Source organism: Pseudomonas sp. CP-1, from assembly GCF_021213715.1.
GTDB classification, from domain to species: Bacteria; Pseudomonadota; Gammaproteobacteria; order Pseudomonadales; family Pseudomonadaceae; genus Pseudomonas; species Pseudomonas aeruginosa.
The window spans coordinates 117,370-136,138 of sequence record NZ_JAJQKY010000016.1 but is presented as its reverse complement, the minus strand read 5'-3'; the positions used below and the strand labels follow the sequence as shown (position 1 = coordinate 136,138).

At 65.0% G+C, this 18,769-nt stretch carries 10 protein-coding genes and 2 pseudogenes; 4 read left to right on the top strand and 8 right to left on the bottom strand.

Annotated elements, in window-relative coordinates; all coding sequences use genetic code 11:
- Both LT948_RS33395 and LT948_RS33390 read left to right on the top strand, forming a co-directional pair.
- Nucleotides 1-1,913, top strand: a pseudogene (locus LT948_RS33395) (amino acid adenylation domain-containing protein); the annotation flags it as partial.
- Between the two features lie 2 nt (nucleotides 1,914-1,915).
- Nucleotides 1,916-3,028: pseudogene (locus tag LT948_RS33390) on the top strand (alpha/beta fold hydrolase); the annotation flags it as partial.
- Between the two features lie 163 nt (nucleotides 3,029-3,191).
- Here the strand turns inward: LT948_RS33390 and fpvA are convergent.
- Both fpvA and pvdE read right to left on the bottom strand, forming a co-directional pair.
- A complete protein-coding gene (gene fpvA, locus LT948_RS25460; RefSeq protein WP_003139291.1) occupies nucleotides 3,192-5,639 on the bottom strand; it encodes a ferripyoverdine/pyocin S3 receptor FpvA in 2,448 nt (815 codons plus the stop codon).
- Nucleotides 5,640-5,741: 102 nt separating this feature from the next.
- Nucleotides 5,742-7,391, bottom strand: a complete 1,650-nt coding sequence (gene pvdE / locus LT948_RS25455; protein ID WP_003103601.1) for a pyoverdine export ABC transporter PvdE — start codon at nucleotides 7,389-7,391, stop codon at nucleotides 5,742-5,744.
- A gap of 377 nt (nucleotides 7,392-7,768) precedes the next feature.
- Here pvdE and pvdF point away from each other — a divergent pair, with 377 nt between their 5' ends.
- Entirely contained in the window at nucleotides 7,769-8,596 is an 828-nt protein-coding gene (gene pvdF / locus LT948_RS25450; RefSeq protein ID WP_003114501.1) for a pyoverdine biosynthesis hydroxyornithine transformylase PvdF, read from the top strand.
- 68 nt (nucleotides 8,597-8,664) lie between these two features.
- Here the strand turns inward: pvdF and pvdO are convergent, their stop codons facing one another.
- The 3 genes from pvdO to pvdM are packed head-to-tail and all read right to left on the bottom strand — an operon-like array spanning nucleotide 8,665 to nucleotide 12,200.
- Nucleotides 8,665-9,519, bottom strand: coding sequence for a dihydropyoverdine dehydrogenase (gene pvdO, locus LT948_RS25445; RefSeq protein ID WP_003103606.1), 855 nt, complete (start codon nucleotides 9,517-9,519; stop codon nucleotides 8,665-8,667).
- 28 nt (nucleotides 9,520-9,547) lie between these two features.
- Complete coding sequence (gene pvdN, locus LT948_RS25440; RefSeq protein WP_003122677.1) at nucleotides 9,548-10,831, bottom strand: pyoverdine-tailoring periplasmic protein PvdN; 1,284 nt, start codon at nucleotides 10,829-10,831, stop codon at nucleotides 9,548-9,550.
- Between the two features lie 22 nt (nucleotides 10,832-10,853).
- The gene (gene pvdM, locus LT948_RS25435; RefSeq protein ID WP_003103610.1) at nucleotides 10,854-12,200 is read right to left on the bottom strand and encodes a pyoverdine-tailoring dipeptidase-like protein PvdM; all 1,347 of its coding nucleotides are present in this window, start codon (nucleotides 12,198-12,200) and stop codon (nucleotides 10,854-10,856) included.
- A gap of 215 nt (nucleotides 12,201-12,415) precedes the next feature.
- Between pvdM and pvdP the strand changes: the two genes are divergently transcribed.
- On the top strand, nucleotides 12,416-14,050 hold the full coding sequence (gene pvdP, locus LT948_RS25430) for a pyoverdine maturation tyrosinase PvdP (protein WP_003139293.1): 1,635 nt from the start codon (nucleotides 12,416-12,418) through the stop codon (nucleotides 14,048-14,050).
- 48 nt (nucleotides 14,051-14,098) lie between these two features.
- On the opposite strand, the gene ompQ is transcribed toward pvdP, so the two are convergent.
- Genes ompQ through pvdR form a run of 3 tightly spaced genes read right to left on the bottom strand, consistent with a single transcriptional unit; the run spans nucleotide 14,099 to nucleotide 18,695 of the window.
- Nucleotides 14,099-15,523 carry a pyoverdine export/recycling transporter outer membrane subunit OmpQ gene (ompQ, locus tag LT948_RS25425; RefSeq protein ID WP_012614140.1) on the bottom strand — a complete coding sequence of 475 codons (1,425 nt, stop codon included), beginning with the start codon at nucleotides 15,521-15,523 and terminating at the stop codon, nucleotides 14,099-14,101.
- 5 nt (nucleotides 15,524-15,528) lie between these two features.
- Nucleotides 15,529-17,520, bottom strand: coding sequence for a pyoverdine export/recycling transporter ATP-binding/permease subunit PvdT (pvdT, locus tag LT948_RS25420; protein ID WP_003122682.1), 1,992 nt, complete (start codon nucleotides 17,518-17,520; stop codon nucleotides 15,529-15,531).
- The gene (gene pvdR, locus LT948_RS25415; RefSeq protein WP_003089547.1) at nucleotides 17,520-18,695 is read right to left on the bottom strand and encodes a pyoverdine export/recycling transporter periplasmic adaptor subunit PvdR; all 1,176 of its coding nucleotides are present in this window, start codon (nucleotides 18,693-18,695) and stop codon (nucleotides 17,520-17,522) included. Before pvdR ends, pvdT begins: the two co-directional genes overlap by 1 nt.
- Nucleotides 18,696-18,769: the final 74 nt, after the last annotated feature.

Here is an 18,769-nt window from a genome sequence, read left to right as displayed (position 1 = left end):
CGACGCTATCGGCGGACAACCTGGCCTACGTGATCTATACCTCGGGCTCGACCGGCAAGCCCAAGGGCACGTTGCTCACCCATCGCAACGCGCTGCGCCTGTTCAGCGCCACCGAGGCCTGGTTCGGCTTCGACGAGCGGGACGTGTGGACGTTGTTCCATTCCTACGCCTTCGATTTCTCGGTCTGGGAAATCTTCGGCGCGCTGCTCTATGGCGGGCGCCTGGTGATCGTGCCGCAATGGGTGAGCCGTTCGCCGGAAGACTTCTACCGTCTGCTGTGCCGCGAAGGCGTGACGGTGCTCAACCAGACGCCGTCGGCGTTCAAGCAACTGATGGCGGTGGCCTGTTCCGCCGACATGGCGACGCAGCAGCCGGCGCTGCGCTACGTGATCTTCGGTGGCGAGGCGCTGGATCTGCAGAGCCTGCGGCCGTGGTTCCAGCGCTTCGGCGATCGCCAGCCGCAACTGGTGAACATGTACGGCATCACCGAGACCACGGTGCACGTAACCTACCGTCCGGTGAGCGAGGCCGACCTGGAAGGTGGCCTGGTCAGTCCGATTGGCGGGACCATCCCGGACCTGTCCTGGTACATCCTCGACCGTGACCTGAACCCGGTGCCGCGCGGCGCGGTGGGCGAGCTGTACATCGGTCGCGCCGGGCTGGCACGCGGCTACCTGAGGCGGGCCGGGTTGAGTGCCACCCGCTTCGTGCCGAACCCGTTCCCCGGCGGCGCCGGCGAGCGGCTGTACCGTACCGGCGACCTGGCACGGTTCCAGGCGGATGGCAATATCGAGTACATCGGGCGTATCGACCACCAGGTGAAGGTTCGTGGCTTCCGTATCGAACTGGGCGAGATCGAAGCGGCGCTCGCNCTGGCACGGTTCCAGGCGGATGGCAATATCGAGTACATCGGGCGTATCGACCACCAGGTGAAGGTTCGTGGCTTCCGTATCGAACTGGGCGAGATCGAAGCGGCGCTCGCCGGTCTGGCCGGGGTACGCGATGCCGTGGTGCTGGCCCATGACGGGGTCGGCGGCACGCAACTGGCGGGATACGTGGTGGCGGACTCGGCGGAGGATGCCGAGCGTCTGCGGGAGTCGCTGCGGGAGTCGCTGAAGCGGCACCTGCCGGACTACATGGTGCCGGCGCACCTGATGCTGCTGGAGCGGATGCCGCTGACGGTCAATGGCAAGCTCGACCGGCAGGCGTTGCCGCAACCGGATGCGAGCCTGTCGCAACAGGCCTATCGAGCGCCCGGTAGCGAGCTGGAGCAGCGCATCGCAGCGATCTGGTCGGAGATCCTGGGAGTGGAACGGGTCGGCCTGGACGACAACTTCTTCGAACTGGGCGGTCATTCGTTGCTGGCTACCCGGGTGATTTCTCGGGTTCGCCAGGAGCAGCAGTTGGACGCAAGCCTGAAGGCGTTGTTCGAGCGGCCGGTTCTGGAAGCGTTCGCCCAGGGATTGGAACGCACGACGGATGCGGTCTCGACGATACCGCTTGCCGATCGGCAGCAACCGTTGGCACTGTCCTTCGCTCAGGAGCGTCAGTGGTTCCTCTGGCAACTGGAGCCGGAAAGCGCGGCCTACCATATTCCGAGTGCCTTGCGCCTACGCGGGCGGCTGGACGTGGATGCCTTGCAACGCAGCTTCGACAGCCTGGTCGCGCGGCATGAAACCTTGCGTACCCGCTTCCGGCTGGAGGGAGGGCGTTCGTACCAGCAGGTACAACCTGCGGTTAGCGTTTCCATCGAGCGGGAACAGTTCGGTGAAGAAGGCCTGATCGAACGGATACAGGCCATCGTTGTGCAGCCATTCGACCTGGAACGGGGGCCGCTGCTGCGGGTGAACCTGTTGCAACTGGCCGAGGACGACCATGTACTGGTGCTGGTCCAGCACCACATCGTGTCCGATNTCGAGCGCCCGGTAGCGAGCTGGAGCAGCGCATCGCAGCGATCTGGGCGGAGATCCTGGGAGTGGAACGGGTTGGCCTGGACGACAACTTCTTCGAACTGGGCGGTCACTCATTGTTGCTGCTGATGCTCAAGGAGCGGATCGGCGATACCTGCCAGGCTACGCTGAGCATCAGCCAACTGATGACCCATGCCAGCGTCGCGGAACAGGCGGCATGCATCGAGGGGCAGGCGCGTGAGTCGTTGCTGGTGCCGCTCAACGGCAGGCGCGAAGGTTCGCCGCTGTTCATGTTCCATCCGAGTTTCGGCTCTGTGCACTGTTACAAGACCCTCGCCATGGCGCTGCGGGATCGTCATCCGGTCAAGGGTGTTGTCTGCCGTGCCCTGCTGGGCGCTGGTCGCGAGGTGCCGGAGTGGGACGATATGGTTGCGGAATACGCCGAGCAATTGCTGCAGGAGCACCCCGAAGGGGTTTTCAACCTGGCGGGATGGTCGCTCGGCGGCAACCTGGCGATGGATGTCGCGGCCCGGCTGGAGCAGCGTGGGCGGCAGGTGGCATTCGTCGGCTGGATCGATGCGCCGGCACCGGTGAGGGTCGAAGCGTTCTGGAACGAGATCGGGCCGACGCCGGAGGCAGTCCCGAACCTATCCGTGGGCGAGATGCGGGTGGAACTGCTCGGTGTCATGTTTCCGGAGCGGGCCGAGCATATCGAACGGGCCTGGTCATCGATCTGCTCCGCCACGACGGACGATGAGCAGCGCTGGACGAGGATGAGCGACTGGGCGGAAGCGGAGATCGGCGCCGAGTTCGCGACACTGCGCAGCGAAATCGCACAGAGCAACGAACTGGAAGTGTCCTGGGAGTTGAAACAGATCCTCGACGAGCGCCTGAAAGCGATGGATTACCCGCGTCTGACGGCGAAGGTCAGCCTCTGGTGGGCCGCGCGCAGCACCAATGCCATCCAGCGGAGCGCGGTGGAGCGCTCGATGGCCGAGGCGATCGGGGCTGAGCGTGTCGAACCGGTGCGGGTGCTGGATACCCGGCACGACAAGATCATCGACCACCCTGAGTTTGTGCAGAGCTTCCGGGCCGCCCTGGAGTATGCCGGGCGCTGATCTCAGGTCCGTTCCGTTCAAAGCCCGCCTTCAGGCGGGCTCTTTGTTTCTGTACAGGAATCATTTGGTGTCGTGCCGACAGGCGTCTTCGGCGATGGGGCGCGTGGGGTAGCCGAGAAGCAGAACGCCCCGCATTGCGGGGCGTTCTTTTTCGCAGCCGGGCTCAGAAGTCCCAGCGAGTGCTGAACATCAGGTTCCGTGGATCGCCATAGGATGCCGAGGTGTAGAAACCGATGTTGGTGTAGTAGGTCTTGTCGAAGACGTTGTTGACGTTGACGCTGGCCGACAGCTTGTCGGTGATCTGGTAGCGGGCCATCAGGTCCACCAGCCAGTAGTCTTCCTGGGAGAACTTTTCCCAGCGGCTGCGGGGATTGTTGTAGACCATCTGCCAGCTCTTGCCCTGCCAGCGGGCGCCGCCGCCGACCGTGAGCTTGTCCAGGGCGCCCTTGAACTTGTAGCTGGTGTAGAGGCTCAACTGGTCCTGAGGCTCCCAGGTGGAAACCTTCTTGCCACTGTCGTCGCGAATGATCTTGTGGGTATAGCCAGCCTGAACCTGCCAGCCTGGCGCCAGTTCACCCGAGATTTCCGCCTCGTAGCCCTTGGTCTTGGCCTTGATGCCCTTGTAGGCGTAGGTGATGGCGGGGTTGGTCGGTTTGCTGTTGTAGAGGGCGTCTTCCTCCGCGCGGTTTTCCTCATGAATCTCGAAGTAGGCGAGACTGGTATTGAGTCGTCCGTCGAGATATTCGCCCTTGATGCCGATCTCGTAGTTCTGGCCTTCGTCGGGTTCGAGCAGTTTGTTGCTGCTGTCGCGATACCAACTGTCCTGCGGCATGAAGATGTCGGTATAGCTGGCGTAGACGGAGTAGGTATCGTTCAGGTCGTAGACCGCGCCGACGTAGGGAATGAAGCGTCCGGACTCGCGAATGGTCGGATTCAGGCCGGTTACCCGGTAGTCGACCACGCGTCCACCTAGGAACAGGTTCAGGTCATCGGTCACATTGAAGCGGGCGGTCATGTAGCTGCCCAACTGGCGGGTCTTGTCATCGATGTACTGGGAGGGGGTACCCCAATCGGGCTTGCCTATATCGCCGTCCCAGTTGATGAAGTCGTCGGTGGTGTTGTCGTAGTTGCGCAGGTTCCAGTAGCTCTTGCCCTCCCAGTGGGAGAAGGAAGCCGAGGTGCCGACCACCAGCTCGTGCTCGCGACCGAGGAACTGGAAGGGGCCGGTGAGATAGATATCCAGCGAGTTGCTCTTGGTTTCGCCGGTGTACTTCTGCGCAACGATCTTGGCGCTGTTGTCCGGTGCCGGCCAGTCGCCCATGATCGCGCCGAGGGGCGCGTGGTAGCCGTTGATCTTGTGATCGAGCTGCACCTTGCCGACCCAGCCGTTGGCGAAATTGTGCTCGAGGTTGGCGAAGACGGTGCGGGTGTACTGCTCCCAACTGCTCCACTTGGCTCCGTTGTTGAAGGAGCGGGAGACGTCGTTGCGGTTGCCCTGGCTGTCGAAGAGCGGGAAGCTGCCCGACCAGCCCGATCCCTTGGGATCGTTGTCCTGATAGTCGGCGCCGACGGTAAGCATGGTGTCGGGATTCAGATCGAACTCGAGGATGCCGTAATAGACGCTGGTTTTGCGCTCGTAGTGATCCATGAACGAGTGCTTGTCCTGGTAGGCGGCTACCGCCCGGCCGCGGACGTTGCCGGACTCGGTCAGCGGGCCGCTGACGTCCAGTTCGGAGCGGTAATTGTCCCAACTGCCCGCGCCCAGTTCGACATGGCCCTTGAATTCATGGGTAGGTTTCTTGCGGATCAGGTTGATCGTGGCGCCGAGGGACCCCGCACCGGTGAGCAGGCCGGTCGCCCCCTTGAGTACTTCCACCCGGTCGTAGATGGCCATGTCACTGAGCGTATTGCCCGCGGAGTAGCCGACGTTGCGGGCCGTCGAGGGAATCCCGTCGTACTGGAAGTTGTTGATCGAGAAGCCGCGGGCATAGTAGTTGTTGCGGTCAGTGTCGTAGGCCGAGACGGTGATGCCCGGCGTATGGCGCATGACGTCGTCGATATTGTTGAGGCCGAAGTCGTCCATGTTCTGGCGGGTGACCACGGTGATCGACTGGGGCGTCTCGCGCGGAGTCAGGACCAGGCGGGTCGCCGTGGCGATAGTGCCTGGCGTATAGGAGCCGCTGTCCTCGGTGATGGTGCCCAACTGGTTGGAGGTGATCATGGTGGCGCCGAGATCGACGCTGCTGTCCGCCGCCTCGGCGACGCTGATGGTTATCGCATTGCCCTGGAAGTCCACCGATGCGCCGGTGCCACGAAGCAGCTCGGTAATCGCCTGGTTCGGCTCAAGCTTGCCCTTGATCGCACTGCTACGCTTGTTCCGGACCTCTTCCGGGCGATACAGCACCTGGATATCCGCCTGGCGGCCGAACTCCTGGAGTGCGCTGCCCAGCGCCTGGGGAGGGATGTCGAACTCGATTTCCTGCGCCTGGACATATCCCGCCAGCGGCAGGCTCAGGGCCATGGCGAGCGAGTGGGGAAGCATCCTGCGTTGGAAGGCACGGCGCATCAAAAACGCCTTACTCAGAGGACTGAGACCGTGTGGTGCTGGCATGGGTGATTGCTCTTCTTAGGTTGGCAAGTTGCGAACAAATGAGATCGCTTCTCAATTCTCTTAGTATGACGTTTTACCCACGGAAAACCGGATGAAAAAGTTTCACGCCGTCTCGGTTTCCTTGACGACCTTGCCTGCCGAGAGCCTTATCAACTGGTCCGCCATTTCGAAATAGCGATCATCGTGGCTGATCACGATGATGGTCTTGCCCTGGCGCTTCAGGTCCGGCAACAGTTCGGTGTAGAAGACCCTGCGGAAAGCCGGGTCCTGGTCTGCGGCCCATTCGTCGAAGACCAGGACCGGCCGCTCTTCGAGCCAGGCATTGATCAGCGCAAGGCGCTTGCGCTGCCCGGTGGAGAGATCGGTGGTGCTGAAGTTGCCGTCCATGACGCTGACCTTGTGGGCGATTTCCAGGCGTTGCAGATATTGGGTCGCGTTCTGCAACGAAGCCTGCTTGCCCTGGACCAGGTCGTCGAAGAGGTAGTAGTCGGCGAAGATGGTGCTGAAGAGCTGGCGGTAATCGTCGCGGGTCTCCGCGCTGACCGGTTCTCCGTTGAGAAGGATCTCGCCGGACTGCGGGCGATAGAGGCCGAGCAGCAGCTTGATCAGGGTCGTCTTGCCGCAGCCGTTCTCGCCGACGATGAAGACGATGTCACCTTGGGCGATACGCAGATTGATAGGGCCCAGATGGAACGGTTCGCTGCCTTCGACGGCGGGGGGGCTGTAGCGAACGTCGCGCAGTTCCAGGCTGTCGACGGTCTTGTCCGGGGCCTCCTGTTCGCTGAGCAGAAGATGGGGTTCGGGAGAGGAAAAACGCTCGGAAAGTTCGGCGACCCGCTGGAAGGCGACCTGGGCGCGGCTGACGATGGGAAGGATGGTCACCACCTGTTCGAGTGGTCCCTTCATGTACAGCAGGACCATCACGAAGCCAGTGATGGCGGCCGGATTGGACGAAGGCCAGTAGGCCTGGAGCGTAAGCGCCAGACCGATCACCACGAAGAACAGCATCGAGCCGAAGGTCTTGGCCAGGATGAATATATTGATGGAGCTGATGTGGAGGTCGCGGATGTTGTTCGCGGTTTCGCTGATGCGGCCGGTGTGCATGCGATAGCGACGGGGGCGGTGGATGCGCAGTTCCTTCGCGCCCGAAGCGATGGCGGTGTAGTGCTTCTGCAATTCGTCTTCGAGATCGCGGGCGGCATAGAACCCTTTGAAACCGCGGGAGCGCGCCAGGTACTGGGCTGCCGTGCCGATGACGATGGCGACGACTGTCAGCAGGAACATCGGGACCGATAGGTAGGCGAGGTAACCCAGGCAGCCGAAAGTGATGGTCAGGGCTATGGCCAGTGGGGTGAAGGAAAAGGAGAAGTCGCTGATGGTGTCAATGTCGTGTGTCAGTACCGGAATGAGACGGTGGGTCCGGTAGCGCTCGATCTGCTCGATGGGCGCCGAGAGGACTTTCTCGCCGAGTTCCTTGCGCAGCTTCGCGATGATGTGTTGGCCGACGTAGCTGGTACCGATGTCGGAGACGATCGAACTGACCAATGCCAGCAGGCAGAGTCCGCCGAACGACAGCAGTACGCCTTGGCCGAGGCCGTTTTCCGAGTGCAAGGCGTTGTTGATGCTGGCCAGCAGCAGGGTGATGGCAAGGCCGCCGGCCATGCCCAGTGCTATGGAGACGGCCACGATCGCTCGAAAGGGCCTGAGCAGGGCGAGCAGTTCGCGAATGGCGCCGCGCTTGGGATTGGTCATAGTTGCTTCCCGGATGTACTAGGTCGGTGGGGTCCCAGGATCGTTCCATGGCCGCTCCCGGCTGGGCCGGTAGGCATGGGACGGTTGAGTGGGGTGGCCTGGCGCAGGCTTTCGTTGCGGCACTGCGAATGCGGACGGCGACCGGCTCCAGGAGCATGCGTCACCCGTCTCGGCCTCCTTGCAGACAGACGAAGCAGGATGCCCGGTATTTAGCGGCGTTCGGCGAGGCGTAGGTTCTTCCACGTAAATTGCAGGCGATGCCGTTCGTTGCAGATCAGGAAGAGGTGTCGCGCCCGCCCGTCGCAGGACGACGCGCGCTTCGACTCGACATGGCGCTGCCTTCCTCTGGCGCTCGATCCACTCCTGGGAATGATGAAATGACGAAAAGGAAACTGGCCTATATCTGGTCCCTGAGAAACGCCGCGGCCGACAAGGCCGGCCAGTACGTGCCGTACAAGGGCGAACAGCGGTACATGAAGTCGGTACTGGAGTCCTTGGTGGAGGCGCTGAACCAGACTGCGCTGGGCGATGCCTACGAGCTCGTGGGCGTGATCTACGACGACGACGCGGAGCTGCCTCGCGACCAGGGAAAAATCAAGGATTACGGTTTCGCCTATCGTCCCGGGCAGCAATGGTTCTATCCGGCAGACCTGCAGGTGCAAGGCAAGACCCTGAACGACCTCTTGCTCAGCGTGCCGTCCACCTACCGCCGGTACCCGCGGGGTACCCCCGAGCATGTGGCCGGCAAGAGCGATTTCGAGCGACGCCTGCATGACACCCTGGTGGAGCTGGGCGCCGATGTGGTGGTATTGGACGGGCTCCTGGTCATCCTCGATGAGCTGGTACGCCCGGGCGCTCCGTTCGCACGGCGGATCATGAATATCCATCCTGGCGTGACGCGCGAGGACTCGCCTTACGAGCGTCGTGGCGCCTATGCGACCCTGGACGCGTTGTATGGAGCGCGGGGCGAGAAGGTGGTGGATTGGGCGACCATGGAAAAGGTCGCGGTCGAGCCGCTGTACTGGACCGGAGCATCGTTCCACTATGTGGACAATGGCATCGATTCCGGCGAAGTGTTCCATGATGTGCTGAAAACGGAGATTTCACCCGACGACACCATCCTCGAGCTGCGCTGGAACAACTTCAACAACAGCCTGTTCCCGGCCTTGCACGAAGGGCTGGCGCTGCTCGCCGAGAAGCTCTGAACCCGGTTCCTTCGAGGGGTTCGAAAAGGCCGGAGCGGTGTCGTCGCTCCGGCCTTCTTCATTCTGAATCAGAGTTCGCGCGCCACGCGGAAGCCGATCCAGTCGCCGCGGTCGCTGGGGGCCGCATTGTTGCGGTTGCCCGAGCGCGAGAAGATCGGCGGCTCGCCCCAGTCGTTGCCGCGGATCTGCACCAGCTCGCACTTGTCCTCCATCCACGCGCTGCCGTCGCTCGGCGCGCCGTTGTAGTGGTCGTGCCAGCAATCGGCGACCCACTCGTAGACGTTGCCGTGCATGTCGTAGACGCCGAAGGCGTTGGGCGGGAAGCTGCCCACCGGCGAGGTGAAGTTGTAGCCATCGCTGGCGCCGTAGGTGTTGGCGTGCTTGGCGATGCTGTATTCCTTGCCTTCGTCGAACGGGAAGGGGAAGGGGCCGGCGCTGCCGGCGCGGGCGCCGTACTCGCGCTCGGCCTCGCTGAGCATGCGGTAGTGTTTGCCGGTCTTCTTTGACAGCCAGGCGGCGTAGTTCTTCACGTCGTTGTAGTCGACGCATACCGCCGGCTGGCGAGGGCCTTGCTGGTAGCGCGGCTTGCCGGCGATGCATTCGCGGCCGGGGCGGGTATCGCCGTCGGCCAGCTTGACGCCGGTGGCCTTCAGGTAGGCGTCCAGTTCGCCGGCGGTGACCTGGTAGCGGCTGATGGCGAACGGCTTGGCGAAGGTCACGTCGTGCAGCGGGCCCTCGTCGGGCTGGCGGCCGACCTCGTCGTCCGGAGTGCCCATGGTGAAACTGCCGGCGGGCAGTACGACCATCTCCGGGCAGTCCTTGCAATCCTTGAACACCGTGCCGGGCTTCTTCGCTTCGTCGGCGAAGGCGGGGGCGGTGGCGACGATCAGTGCGGCCAGGGCCAGGGGCGATAATGCGTGCATGGCGGTTCTCGTTGAGTGGCGAAAGGGGTCAGGCGAGTTGCGGGGCGAGGATTTCCAGCACCCGGTCGATCTCCGCCTCGTCGTTCAGCAGGCTCGGCGCCAGGCGCACCACCGGGCCGACATCGCGATCCACGGCGTCGCTGATTACCCGGTGCGCCATCAGGTGTTTGGCGACCGCCTCGCAATCGCGGCCTTCGACGCGGAAGAAGGTGAAGCCCGAGGACAGCTCGGGGCTGGTTGGCGTGACCAGGCGGACCTTGGGATGCTCGCCCAGGCGCTGCTTGAGGTAGGCGTTGAGCTGGTGGATACGCGCCTGGACCTCGGCCTTGCCCAACTGCAGGTGCAGCTCGAAGGCCGTGCCCAGGGCCAGGCGATGTTCGAAGGCGTGGTAGCCGCCAGGGGTCATCAGGGTGCCGAAGTTGTCGGCGCGGGAGAAGGTCGGGATGCTCGGCACCAGGTGCTCCTGGAGCTGTTCCGAGCGGGCGATGATGACCCCGGTGCCACGCGGACCGAACAGCCACTTGTGGGTGCCGGCGATGAAGTAGTCGCAGTCGAAGTCGGCGAAGCTGACGTCTTCCACGCCGAAACCATGCACGCCGTCGACCACGTAGATGATCCGGTCCTGTTCGTCGCGCTTCTGGTTGAGTTCGCGCACCAGCTTGCCGATCTCGCGGATCGGCAGCTTCACGCCGCTGCCCGACTGCACCCAGGTCATGCCCAGCACCCGGGTCTGCGGGCGGATCTGAGCGGCGATGCTGGACAGGATCTCGTCGGCGGAAACCCGATGCGGGTCCTTGAACAGCGGGAACTCGCGGACCTGGGTACCCATGCGCTTGTGCCGGTATTCCAGGGTGGTGTAGGTGGAGTAGTGCTCGTGGGAGGAGGTCAGGATCTCCTTGCCCGGCTGCACCAGCAGGCCGCCGTAGATCGCCGCCAGGCCGTCGGTGGTGCTGCCGGTGAGCGCCACCTGGCCAGGTTGCACGGCGAAGTAGCGACCTGCCCAGGCGCGAGCCTCGTCCTCGTATTTCCAGATTTCCTCGCGATGCCAGTCCACCGCTTCGCCCGGGTTGCGGTCGAAGCGGACCCGCAGGCGCTCGATGGCCTCCCGCACCGGCCGAGGGTGTGAGGTGAGGAGGAAGTTGGCGAAGTGCAGATACTGCGGGTCGAGATCGAATTGCTGGCGCAGCGCTTTCCACTTATTGCCGGCGTCGCTCGGTGCGCCTTCGGCGCGGAGCGACTGGGCAGCGGAAAGCAGCGGCAGGCCGGCGGCGAGAATGCCGGCCTGCTTGAGAAAGGTACGACGGTCGTTCATCGGGAGGTCCGTTGCGGCGTGGTCAGGGGGTAGCTGTCGGCTTGGCGCGTTTTTGCACTTCGCCCCAGGCGCGCAGGAAGTTGCCTCCCCAGAGCTTGGCGATGTCGGCATCGGAATAACCGCGGGTGATCAGTTCGGCAGTGACGTTGCGGATTTCGCTGACATCCTTCCAGCCGTCCACGCCGCCACCGTCGTTGAAGTCCGAGCTGATGCCCACGTGGTCGATGCCGACCTTCTTCACCGTGTAGTCGATGGCGTCCACCAGTTCCTTGAGGCCGGCCTTGGGCTCCTCCTCCAGGATGCCGTAGAGGGCGCTGGCGTATTCACCGAAGCGTTGTTCCGGCCAGATGGTGATGATCGGATCGCCCGGCATCAGCGCATAGTCCAGGCCTTCCAGGGGTGGCAGGTCGAAGCGCGCGCGCAGGGCGTTGAGCTTGTCCAGGGTCGGTTTGCTCAGCGGACGCAGGTAGGCGGGGAAGCCGACCACCTGGATCACGCCGCCGCTGTCCTTGATCAGTTGCATCTCGTGGTCGCTGAGGTTGCGCTTGATGTCCACCAGGGCACGCGGCGCGGAGTGCGAGGCGACGATGGGCGCGCGGCTGAGGGCGGCGACCTGTTCCAGGGCCTTGGTCGACATCTGCGAGACGTCGATGATCACCCCGAGATCGTTGAGCCGTTCGACCGCCTGCTTGCCTAGCGGGGAGAGGCCGCCCAGGGCATCCGCCGTGTCGTTGAAGAACGGCAAGGGACGGGAAGAGTCGGACCAGTCGTTGTTGCCGACATAATTGAAGCCGAACATGCGCACGCCGCGGGCGGCCCATTTGTCCAGCTGGGACAGGTCGTCGCCCAGCGGGTAGGCGTTGAGCATGCTCATGACGATGGCGAACTTGCCTTCCATGGCCAGGCGGCGGAAGTCCTCGGGGGAGTAGGCGATGCCGACCTGGTTGGGGAAGTCGCGGACCATGCCGGTGAGAATCTTGTAACGAATTTCCTGCTGGTGACGAGCCTCGTCGACGAATCCCGGGGTCGGCTTGTGTGGCGCGTTCGGGCCGTTCCACATCTCCGGCCAGCCGAAGATCGCCAGGGCAGCGCCGGACAGGCGCCCGCGGCCCGCCTTGACCAGGTCGAGCTGGTTCGGTCCGTCCTTGTCGAACTCGTTGCCTTCGGTGCCGAAGTCCGGCGGGATGGTGATCCGGCTATCGAAGGAGAGGATGCGCTCATGCAACTCCTCGGCGTGCTTCATGACCTTGCGCGGGTAGCCCGCTTCGCTCGGGCCGAAGGTCTTCCAGGCCAGCAGGCCGCCGCCGACGAGGATGAGGAAGATCGGCAAGCCGAGGTAGAGGGCCTTGCGTGTGCGTGTTCTAGTCATTGCCGTCCCAGTCAGGTTCGAGATCGAAAGCGCGGATGAGCGTCTGCCGAAGCGGACTCACCTGTCAGGGTGGGACGAGGCCGGAGCGGGAAAATTTAGCGCCGCGGGAGGGATTGTCGAGTTGCCTGTGGAACGGCATGTGGGCGGTAAATTTGCCGACGGAAGGAACGTTCTAGCTGGATAAAGCGAGCTTCACGGTTGATACAGGTAGGACGATGACGGTTTCTCGACGCGGATTCATGGCGGGCCTGGCCCTTACCGGGGCGGCGGCGCTGCCGGTGGCTTACTACACACATCGTCATCTGACCCGCGAAGAGGAGCCGCAGACGCCTGACGAGGCTTCGCTCGACCTGGCGGCTACCGATGGCATACGACTGGGCGACCGCCTGCGCGGTCTATGGGATCTGCGCCTGGTAGGCGGTGATGCCGAACTGCCCGGGCTGCCTCGGGAGGGCTTGCAACTGGTGCTGGACGTGGCACCCAAGGGACGCGGCCTGATTGGCTACCTGGATACTCCTGAACGTCTCCTCGCGGCGGAGCCGCCGCGCTTTCGTGTGCTTGGCGACTTGCTCGGAGCCAGTTCTGCAAGCATCCGCTGGCGTTTGGTGGACCAGGCGAGCGGTTCCGTGGCACCGACTCACGATTGCTCGGCGGTGTTCGACGAGGTCTGGGCAGACTATGCGAACGCGGGCGACGGAACTCTGAGCGGACGCATACAGCGCCTGGAGCGTTCGCCGCTGTCGCCGAACGAGGATTTTCGTTTCGTTGCGGTAAAGCGTCACTTCCCCCTGGCCCATGAGCGCATCGTGCTCAACGAGAAACTTCTCGGTTGGCTGGTGTCGCCGCAGCACCGACTGTTCCACCAGCTATGGCACGCTTCGCGGGACAAATGGCATCGGCTTTCGGAAAAACAACGCAATGCGTTGCGCGGAGTCGGTTGGCAGCCCGGCCCGCTGGACCGCGAACGCGATGCGCGAGGGCCACGCAAGGATCGCAACGCCTCGGGTATCGACTTCTTTTTCATGCACCGGCACATGCTGCATACCGCGCGTTCCATGCAGGACCTGCCGTCCTGGGAGCGTCTGCCGCGACCTGTGGTGCCGCTGGAGTACGATCGTCCCGGCTTCATCCGTTACTTCGACAATCCGGACGGGTTTTCCGTGCCTCCGGCCTGGGTGGCAGTGGATGACGACGAGTACAGCGAGTGGCTGCATGGCCTGAAAAGCGCCGAGGCCTACCATGCCAATTTCCTGGTCTGGGAATCGCAGTACCAGGACCCGGCGTACCTGGCGAAGTTGACCCTCGGCCAGTTCGGTTCGGAGCTGGAACTGGGCATGCATGACTGGCTGCACATGCGCTGGGCCTCGGTGACGAGGGACCCCTCCAACGGCGCCCCGGTCATGACCGACCGTTTTCCGGCCGATTTTGCCCCGCGCTGGTTCCGCCCGGAGAACGACTTCCTCGGCGACCCGTTTTCCTCCCATGTGAATCCGGTGTTCTGGTCGTTCCACGGCTGGATCGACGACCGCATCGAGGACTGGTATCGCGCCCACGAGCGTTTCCATCCTGGCGAAGTGCAGCGCCGCGAAGTGGAGGGCATCCAATGGTTCGCGCCCGGTCGATGGGTCGAGGTCGGCGATCCCTGGCTCGGCCCGGCGACCCATGGATGCGGGCTTTCGGATGTCCAGGCGAGCAGCAACTCGGTGGAGCTGGACGTGGAAACCATGAAGCTGGCTTTGCGCATCATCTTCAGCGAAGAAGATCAACTGAGCGGCTGGCTCAAGCGTGCGCCGCGGCGGCCTTGGTACGCGCGCAACCTGAAGCTGGCGCGCGACCAGCTCAGGCGCTGAACGGCGAAAGAGCGAGTAAGGATGGAGGAGGCCCGCGCAACGCGGGCCTCAGTCTTTCCGCGCGAGACCCTGGCGGTCGCTCTGCCAGCCGCCGCCGAGGGCCTTGTACAGGCCGACCGAGGCCTGCAGGCGGGCCAGTCGCAGTTGCACGGCGGCATCCTGCGCCGCGTACAGCGTGCGTTGCGTTTCGAGGACCGTCAGCAGGGTTTCCGCGCCGGCCTGGTAGCGGCTGTCGGAGAGATCGAAGGCGCGCTGCGCCTGCTCCAGCTCCTGCTGCTGCCAGTGTAGCTGGCGGTCGAGGCCGTCGATGCTGTTCAGCGAGCGTTCGGTGTCGGCAAAGGCGGTGAGGATCGCCTTGCGGTAGGTTTCCAGCAGTTCTTCCTGGCGCGCCAGGCTGCGGTCGCGCTCGGCGCGCAGGCGGCCGTGGTTGAAGATCGGGGCGAGCAGGTTGGCGCCCAGGTTGTAATAGGGGTTGCGGAAAGTGTCGGCGGCGCGGTTGGCGCCGGACGACAGCGAGGCGCTCAGGGTCAACTTGGGGAACAGCGCCGCGCGCGCCACCTGCACGTCGGCCTGGGCCGCGGCCAGTTGCGCTTCGGCGTTGGCGATATCGGGACGGCGACCGAGCAGTTCGCTCGGCAGGCCCGCTCCGGTCTCCGGCCAGCGCAGGCTGTCGAAAGGCCGCTCGGCCACCTGTAGCGCCTGCACCGGCTCGCCGATCAGGGTGGCCAGGGTAATCAGCGCCTCATGGGCCTGCTGCTCGAGCAGCGGCAGCTGCTTGCGCTGGCTGGCGACCAGGCTGCTCTGCTGGGCGACCTCCAGGGCGGTGGCCGAGCCCGCGGCATGGCGGGTCTCCACCAGGCGCAGGACGTGCTCGGCGTTGTCCAGGTTGAGCCTGGCGATGCGCTGCTGTTCGCGCAGCGCCAATACCTGCAGGTAGCTATTGGCGACGCCGGAGAGCAGGGTCAGCTCTACCGTGGCGCGGTCGTACTCGCTGGCCTTGAGGCTTTCCAGGGCACTGCGGTAGGCAGCCCGGCGACCGCCCCAGAAGTCCACTTCGTAGCTGGCGCTGAGGCCGGCGGAGAAGGAGTCGACGGCATCGTTGTCGGAGGTCGCGTCGGTACCGCTGTAGCCCGAGTCGCGCAGGAGTTTCTGCCGGCTGGCGCCGAGCGTCGCATTCAGCTCCGGCAGCAACGGCGCGCCGGCGATCACCGCCGAGGCCTGGGCCTGGCGCACGCGGGCCACCGCTGCGCCGAGGTCCTGGCTGTTCAGCAGGGCGCGTTGCAGCAGGCTGTCCAGTTCCGGCGCGCCGAAGGCCTTCCACCACTGGCGGATGTCGCTGGCATCGCTGCGCCCGGCCGCCAGGTAGCGCCACTGAGGGGGCGCGGCCAGGCCGCTGTCGAGGGGCGCCGGCGTGCTGCCGCAGGCGCCGAGCAGCAGGCAGGCGGAAATCAGGGAAAGATTCTTCATGGACATGTCCGTCATTGGCTGGCCAGGGCGGCCACCGGGTCCAGCTGGGCGGCCTTGCGCGCCGGCATGAAGCCGAACACCAGTCCGGTGACCAGCGCGCAACTGAAGGCGCCGACGATGGCCGACAGGGAAAAGGCCACCGCGACCTGGCCGAGCAGCAGCACGCCGCCGATGCACAGGGCCAGGGCGATCCCGGCCAGGCCGCCGACCACCGAGAGCATCGCCGCTTCGGTGAGGAACTGGCGGAGGATATCGCCCTGGCGGGCGCCGGTGGCCATGCGGATGCCGATCTCGCGAGTGCGTTCGCGCACGGTCATGAGCATGATGTTCATCACGCCGATCCCGCCCACCAGCAGGGAGATCGCGGCGATCGAGCCGAGCATCAGCGACAGGGTGTTCTGGGTCTTCGCCTCGGCCTGGATCATCGCCGCGTTGTTGGTCAGCTCGTAGTCGCGCTGGCCGCGGTGCAGGCGCAGCATCAACTGGTCGATGGCGCGTTCGGCCTGGTGCACGCGCTGGGCGTCGGCGGCGGCGATGATCACGTACTCGGGGTTGCGCGTGCCGAACAGGCGGATGCTGGCAGCGGAGTAGGGGATGGCGATGCGGTTGTCGGCATCCTTGTCGCCGGAGCTGGAGCCTTTCTCGGCGAGCACGCCGATGACCTGGAACGGCACGTTCTCGATGAGGATGTAGCGGCCGATCGGGTTGGCGCTGCCGAACAGCTTCTTGCGCACCTTGTAGCCGATCACCGCGACCGTGGTGGCGGCGTCTTCGTCGCGCTCGGTGAAGTAGCTGCCCTCGGCCACCGGCCAGTTGAGGATTTCCGGGAAGTCGGTGTTGTTGCCGCCGACGTAGGCGTGGTAGTCGATGTTGCCGTAGCGCACCACCAGCTCGCCGCCGTTCACCGGCATGACCTTCTTCACCTGGGGCAGGGTGGCGATGGCGGCGACGTCGTCGCTGCTGACGATGCCCATCGGCGCGCGCGGGTTCGGCGAGTAGCCGCTGAGATAGATGATGTTCGAGCCGAACGCGCCCATCTGCGCCATCACCTGGCGCTTGCTGCCCTCGCCGACGGCGAGCATGACCACCACCGAGGCGACGCCGATGATGATCCCGAGCAGGGTCAGCGCGGTGCGGAACCGATTGATCCACATCACCCGCCAGGCGGCGCGCACCGCCTCCAGCAGTTCGGCGCGCCAGGCCCCCGAGGGTTCGCTGCTGCCCTCGGCGAGGCGCTGGCTGAGATCGTCGGCCTGCAGGTGGCGCTCGACGCCGGCGCTCGGGTGCGCCGGGCGCTCGTCGTTGGCGCTGTCGCTGACGATCTCGCCGTCGCGCACCTCGATGATGCGCTTGGCGCGGGCTGCGACGTCGCGGTCGTGGGTGATCAGGATCACCACGTGGCCCTGGCTGGCCAGCTCGTCGAGCAGCGCCATGACTTCCGCGCCGCTGTGGCTGTCGAGGGCGCCGGTGGGTTCGTCGGCGAGGATGATATGGCCGCCGTTCATCAGCGCGCGGGCGATCGACACCCGCTGCTGCTGGCCGCCGGACAACTGGTGCGGACGGTTGGCGGTGCGCTCGGCCAGGCCCAGGCGTTCGAGCAGGGCCCGCGCACGGGTGTGCCGCTCGCTCGCCGGGGTGCCGGCGTAGATCGCCGGCATCTCGACGTTTTCCTGGGCCGAGGCGGAGGGGATCAGGTGATAGCCCTGGAACACGAAGCCGAATGCCTCGCGGCGCAGCCAGGCCTGCTCGTCGCTGTCCAGTTCGGCGACGTCGTGGCCGGCGAAGTGGTAGCTGCCGGAGCTGGGCCGGTCGAGGCAGCCGAGGATGTTCATCAGGGTCGACTTGCCGGAGCCGGAGGCGCCGACGATGGCGACGAACTCGCCGGCGTGGATCGACAGCGATACGCCCTTGAGTACCTCGACTTCCGGGGTGCCATTGCCGCCGTAGCGCTTGCGGATGTCGCGCAGTTCGATCAGGGGGACGGGGTGCGTGGCGTTTTCCATCAGCTGTCGCTGCCGTCGGGAGCGGCCATCAGCAGGCGGTCGCCTTCCTCCAGGCCGGCAAGCACCTGTACCCGCAGGCGGTCGCTGATGCCGGTCCTGATCTGGCGGCTCTGCGGCTTGCCGTTGCTGCCGACCACCCAGGCGACCTGGCCGCCCTTGCCGTCGTCATGAATGGCGGCGACCGGCGCGGTGAGGATGTTTTCCGCGGTGGCGGCGACGAAGAACACCTGGGCGGTCATTTCCGCCATCAGTTGGTGGTCGCCGTTGTCCACGTCGACCAGCACGGTATACAGCACCACCCGGCCGCTGCCGCTCTGCCCGCCGCTGCCGCTGGTGGGGCTGCCGCCGCCCTGGTTGCTCTGGTCCAGCGGCTTGGGTGGCACCGGGAGGATCTGCCGGACCTTGCCGGTCCAGCGCCGGCCTTCGCCGCTGAGGGTCGTGAAGTAGGCCGGCATGCCGGGCTTGACCCGGCCGATGTCGGCTTCCGAAACCTGGGCCCAGACGGTCATCGGCGACAATTTGGCGATCCGCAGGATCAACGGGGTCTGCTGCTGGGCATTGAGGGTCTGGCCTTCGCGCGCATCGACCGCCACCACCGTGCCGGACATCGGCGCGTAGATGCGGGTATAGCCGAGTTCGGCTTCGTCGCTGCGCAACGAGGCCTGGGCCTGGCGGATCTGCGCCTGGTACATCTCGATCCGCGCCTGGGTGGCGAGCATCTGCGCCTGGGCGCTCTGCACGTCCTCGGTACGCGTCGCGCCGCCGGCGGCCAGCCGCTGCTGGCGCTGGTACTGCTGGCGGGCGAGGGTGTACTGGGCACGTTGCTCGGCCAGCTGGGCCTTGAGCATCTCGATCGAATAGCGGCCGGCATCGACCTTGGCCTGCTGGGTGGAGGGGTCGATCTCGACCAGCAACTGGCCTTCCGTCACATCGTCCCCGGCCTCGACGTGCAACTTGCGGATCTGCCCGGAGGCCTGGGCGCCGACGTCGACGTAGCGCCGCGGTTGCAGGGTGCCGAGCGCCGAGACGCTGCTCTCGATGCTGCCGCGGCTGACGCTCACGGTATCGAAGCTGTTGCTGCGGAACGGATAGGCCTGCCAGGCGGCCAGGGCGATCAGGGGGCTGAGGCAGACTGCGACGAGCAGTGCGCGACGAGTACTACGGGTTCGTCTCATTCGGGAATCCGGCCGGTGCGTGGAGAGACCGCCGCCGCTGGATCGGCAGGCTGGGCACTGCCAGATATACGAGG

Coding starts and splice junctions, on each gene's coding strand:
- pvdE (WP_003103601.1), bottom strand. CDS start 7,391: ATGACCAATCCCAAGCGCGGCGCCATTCGCGAACTGCTCGCCCTGCTC.
- pvdT (WP_003122682.1), bottom strand. CDS start 17,520: ATGGAAAACGCCACGCACCCCGTCCCCCTGATCGAACTGCGCGACATC.
- pvdP (WP_003139293.1), top strand. CDS start 12,416: ATGACGGTTTCTCGACGCGGATTCATGGCGGGCCTGGCCCTTACCGGG.
- pvdF (WP_003114501.1), top strand. CDS start 7,769: ATGACGAAAAGGAAACTGGCCTATATCTGGTCCCTGAGAAACGCCGCG.
- pvdN (WP_003122677.1), bottom strand. CDS start 10,831: ATGAACGACCGTCGTACCTTTCTCAAGCAGGCCGGCATTCTCGCCGCC.
- pvdO (WP_003103606.1), bottom strand. CDS start 9,519: ATGCACGCATTATCGCCCCTGGCCCTGGCCGCACTGATCGTCGCCACC.
- pvdR (WP_003089547.1), bottom strand. CDS start 18,695: ATGAGACGAACCCGTAGTACTCGTCGCGCACTGCTCGTCGCAGTCTGC.
- pvdM (WP_003103610.1), bottom strand. CDS start 12,200: ATGACTAGAACACGCACACGCAAGGCCCTCTACCTCGGCTTGCCGATC.
- ompQ (WP_012614140.1), bottom strand. CDS start 15,523: ATGTCCATGAAGAATCTTTCCCTGATTTCCGCCTGCCTGCTGCTCGGC.
- fpvA (WP_003139291.1), bottom strand. CDS start 5,639: ATGCCAGCACCACACGGTCTCAGTCCTCTGAGTAAGGCGTTTTTGATG.